Here is a 4516-nt window from a genome sequence, read left to right as displayed (position 1 = left end):
CAAAAGCCCCCCCTTTATAAGGGGGGGTTGGGGGGGTAAACCAACCTCAAACGAAGTCTTACCGACTTGAATAATCTTTAAAATTTCAAATCGAGAGTAAATTACCATGTCTAATCCATCTCAACCTCAAGTATTAATCGTCGGTGCTGGCCCCGTAGGTTTGATGCTGGCGATCGAATTAACCTTACTTTCCCTGTCCGTGCGGATTATCGATCGAGCCACCGCCACCAAACGCCAAGCACGAGCTGGCGTAATCTGGGCGCGCTCCCAAGAAGCACTCGCAGAGCTGGGCGTAATCGACAAGTTTTTGGCATTTGCTCATCGACTACAAACCACACATATTTATATCAACGGTCGGAACATCGGTGGTCTTCAATATGGTTCTACCAAAACGGACTACCCAAATCCCCTCTGTATCGAACAGCATGATACAGAGCGGCTACTCGCCGAGTCATTATCCGAGCTAGGAGTGGAAATCGAGTGGGAAACTGAAGCAACCGGACTTCATGCACATGACGATGGAGCTGAAGTTACAGTCAAAACTGCTAATGGAGACGAAGAAACCATCGCGACCCAATGGGTGGTAGGCTGCGAAGGGACTCGGAGTGCGATCCGTGAAGCAGCAGAGATTCCGTTTGAAGGAGAGCGCGTTGCCAACTTACAAACACTTCAGGTCAATGCCAAACCAACTTGGCGGTTTCCCAAATCCACTACTCACGGTTATTTCTTCTTAAAAGAGAACGTTTCCATGTTGGGGTTTCCGATGCCAAACGATAGTTACCGTTTCTGTGCGTTTGCCAGCGATCCTACTCCCGATCGCAAAGAACCGCCCACCTTGGCAGAAATGCGCGACTTAGTGGCATCGGTTACTTACATGCCGGAATTGGAGCTAGAGCTAACCGCACCCGTCTGGCTCAGTCGCGCCCGATTCCAGAATCGGGTCGCTGCTACCTTCAATAAAGGTCGCGTGTTGCTAGTCGGCGATACGGCTCATGCTTGGGCACCGATCGGCGGACATGGGATGAATACCGGACTCCGAGGCGCATTTAACCTCGCCTGGAAATTAGCCGCAGTCGAGCGCGGTGAAGCCAAATCCGGTCTGTTGGATACTTACACGATCGAACAACGCGCCAACGCACACCATATCATCGAAGCCAACCGCACGAACGTACTCGAACAGCCGCAAGTATATCCTAAGCTTGGGCTGATGAAAACATTCATGCCGATCGGATTGTCGCTCAAGCCAGTGCGACGCTCGATCGAGTATATGCTCAGTGACTTGGGCATGGAGTACCGCCAGAGTCCGTTAGCTTGGCAGCAAAAGGGTAGCGGGAAACTACAGGCTGGCGATCGCATCCCCAATGTCCCCGTAGTATCTGGCGATGGACAATGGGCAAATCTGCATCGCTTACTCTCGATTCACCACTGGACGCTGCTACTGCGGACTAAAGACGTTGAGGTCATCGAACAAGCCTATCAAATAGTTGGTCGATACCGATCGACAATCAAGGTGGCGACAATTCAACCAATGGATCGAGGTAGCGATCGTCAACTGGGGCGCGATGGACAGATGCTCCTCGTTCGTCCAGATGGTCATGTTGGATTAATTGGCACAGTTAATGATTACGACACTCTAGGTAAGTATTTAGACACCTTCTTGGTGCGGGTGTAATCTCGATTGGCTGGCTCTCCCCCGTTCCGTTCTCGATCGAGATTAGTTATTTAAGCGTTGCTGGATTGAGATCGGATCTACTTTAATATATCTTGCCCAAAATTTACCCGATCGAAACTAATTTCGATCGGGTAAGTTTTGGGCGATTGTTAGCGTACTGTCTCCTTTCCTTAGGAACGCTATGCGAACGAGAACGAGAATCGTGGCACAATAGAGTCTTGAATTACGCACACAAATAGGTCAATCTTTATGTTTCGGTATTGGTGGTGGATCGGTAGTAGTGCGATCGGATTAAATTGCTTATTCGGGCAGTCTGTAATGGCTCTGTCGGCGGTAGAAGTTGGGAAAATTGCCAAGTCGGTGACGGTTTCGATCGATAGTAATAATTCGGTTGGTTCTGGTGTAGTTATTAAAAAAGAAGGCAATACATATACAGTCTTAACCGCCGCTCATGTCGTCCGCAATCGTCAGCAAGAGTTTAAAATCACCACTCCCGATGGTAAAAATTATCCCTTAGTGGCAACTAATATTAAGGCTACTACCGATGTCGATTTGGCGATCGTTAAATTTACAAGTACGGCTAATTATCCGATCGCTAAATTGGGGAAAGTCGAGGCGGCGAGTGAAGGATCTGTCGTCTATGTAGCGGGTTTTCCGCTAGCTACCGCCGCCATTAGTAATTCGATTTATAATTTTACTGAGGGTAAAGTTACGGCTAATGCCAATCGTCCACTCGCTGGGGGATATTCTTTGGTTTATAGTAATAATACTCTGCCAGGAATGAGCGGAGGGCCAGTATTTAATGAAGCAGGTGAAACGATCGCCATTCATGGCAAAGGTGATGTCCAAGAAGCTACCACAGCCTCGAATATTAATGAAAATATTCGGATTAAAACGGGATTTAATTTAGGAATTCCGATCGACACTTTTATGCAATTGGCTGCTAAACTAGGCGTAGATTTCGGCGGTAAGCCACCAATTATCGTCGCGACGAAAACACTTAAAGCTCCGCAAGCTGTAGACTTTTTCTTAATTGGTGTCGACGGGTTTAATCGCGGTAATATTGGCGGTTCGATCGAGGCGATGAATGAAGCAATTAAACTAAACCCCAAGTATACTAAAGCTTATCTGGCTAGAGCATCGGCTAACTTTATGTTCGATCGGATCGGTGCAGCTTTAGCAGACGCAGATTTGGCAATTCAAAGCGATCCTAAGTCGGGAATTGCTTATGCCGGAAAATGCTTATTCTTGAGCGAATTTGGCAAACAGGGAGAAGCTTTAGGCGTTTGCGATCGCGCGGTTGGATTAGCTCCAAAAAATGCGATGGTTTATAATGTGCGAGGGCTAGTTGCACTCAGACTTAAAAATTATAGCGTTGCTGCTGCCGATCTCGATCGGGCGATCTCGATCGATCCGAGTTTTTATTATGCTTATAATAATTTAGCAATAGTGCGATCGGCACAAGGAAACATTCTCGAAGCTCTCAATCTCGCCCGTAAAGCCGTCCAAATTGCCCCTCAATCGTCAGGAGCGCGTTCGTTACTAGGTCAACTATTAGTCACAAATCGACAGTATCAACCAGGATTGATGGAGCTAAATCGCGCCCTGGGGACAAATCCTAAATTGGCTCCAGCCTATCGAGCTAGAGCAATTGCCAACCGAGCATTAGGAAATCTCTCTCAAGCTAAACTAGACGAACAATTAGCACGACAATTTGCACTAGGTACTCCCGATGGTTTAATCGATGATATTAGTTTTCTGAACCAATAATTTTGGTAATTTAATCTTACTCAAGTTAGATCGATTAAGTCTTGCTACGGTCTTGTTTTCCTCTAGAAAGATTGGTGTATTTAACCACTGTTTCCTTAACTAAGATCTTGCCATCGCGTCTAATCGAGAATACTCTGGGTGTTAAAATGTATGTATCTCTACCCCGCGTTGCAGTGTAAATACCATTTTTAAACGATACGTTATCAATCTGAATTTTTCCTCGTTCGGATTTTTCGGGAGCCTCATTTGTTTTAGCTACATAAAAACTCAGGCTTTTATGGTTTGAGCCGCCACAAATTGCAATATAATGTTGTTTGGTTCTGGCGATCGCATACCCAGCAGCATAAGCCTCACAGCCATCAGCATCAGAATTTTGAGCTTGAATCTTTACTTCAATCGGTTTTTTGCTCTCGATTTGCGGGCAAACTGATTGAGAGGAAAAGGCTAGATCTGAGTGAGTCAGCAATAAACTGAAGATTAATGTTAAACCAATTTTTTCACAAAGTTCAATTTTATTCATAGCGGTTATACAATTCGATCGGCAACTAGATGGGACTGTAGACTCTCTTTAGATTAGAATGCTAAAGTTACTAAATTGTTCCATACCAGATCGTTCGCGTAGCGTGCCTTTGGCAATCTAACTAAATCGCACATGGGTACTAAGTAATTATCCGCTCGTATTTTGAGATCGAATTTTTAGGAAACAGATCGAGAACTATTACTGTCTCAACTTACTGGTTGAATTGTTTGTCTTCAGTCAATCGCAACATCACCAAGCCCCAATCCCGCTGCATCTATCTAAATTGAATGAATTATTACAAACTAGCTTTAATCCCGATCGCCATCTGCATGGCTAATTTATATACCATCGCGGTTACTACTAGAATTGCTCGTGCAGATCTAGCTCCAACTAATCGAGTCGCACCACAATCGGCAAGCAATACTTCTAGCTCATAATTTGTCAATCGCGGCACCGAAATATTCTTAAATGGTAAAACATTAAACATCCCGTGGGCGCAATGGCAAAGTGGTAATACGTTGCGATTGGGAATTAGCGATACAGCCCTCGATCGA

Annotated in this window: 4 protein-coding genes; 2 read left to right on the top strand and 2 right to left on the bottom strand. The window is 45.5% G+C overall.

Going from position 1 to position 4516, the window contains the following annotated elements:
• Positions 1-106 precede the first annotated feature (106 nt).
• Entirely contained in the window at positions 107-1672 is a 1566-nt protein-coding gene (locus Q0R35_RS15130; protein WP_295620044.1) for an FAD-dependent monooxygenase, read from the top strand.
• Positions 1673-1921: 249 nt separating this feature from the next.
• On the top strand, positions 1922-3442 hold the full coding sequence (locus Q0R35_RS15125) for a serine protease (RefSeq protein ID WP_295620041.1): 1521 nt from the start codon (positions 1922-1924) through the stop codon (positions 3440-3442).
• A gap of 34 nt (positions 3443-3476) precedes the next feature.
• On the opposite strand, the gene Q0R35_RS15120 is transcribed toward Q0R35_RS15125, so the two are convergent.
• Positions 3477-3962, bottom strand: a complete 486-nt coding sequence (locus Q0R35_RS15120) for a hypothetical protein (protein WP_295620038.1) — start codon at positions 3960-3962, stop codon at positions 3477-3479.
• A gap of 295 nt (positions 3963-4257) precedes the next feature.
• A partial coding sequence (locus Q0R35_RS15115; RefSeq protein WP_295620035.1) for a hypothetical protein occupies positions 4258-4516 on the bottom strand: 259 nt, incomplete at its 5' end.

Source organism: Chamaesiphon sp. GL140_3_metabinner_50, from assembly GCF_025361915.1.
Classification (GTDB): Bacteria; Cyanobacteriota; Cyanobacteriia; order Cyanobacteriales; family Chamaesiphonaceae; genus Chamaesiphon.
Note: the sequence above shows the minus strand (reverse complement) of the source record. Positions and strands in the feature narration are given on the sequence as shown.

Bases quoted from the DNA above. Each gene is read 5' to 3' on its own strand.
- Q0R35_RS15125 (WP_295620041.1), top strand. From the start codon at position 1,922: ATGTTTCGGTATTGGTGGTGGATCGGTAGTAGTGCGATCGGATTAAAT.
- Q0R35_RS15120 (WP_295620038.1), bottom strand. From the start codon at position 3,962: ATGAATAAAATTGAACTTTGTGAAAAAATTGGTTTAACATTAATCTTC.
- Q0R35_RS15130 (WP_295620044.1), top strand. From the start codon at position 107: ATGTCTAATCCATCTCAACCTCAAGTATTAATCGTCGGTGCTGGCCCC.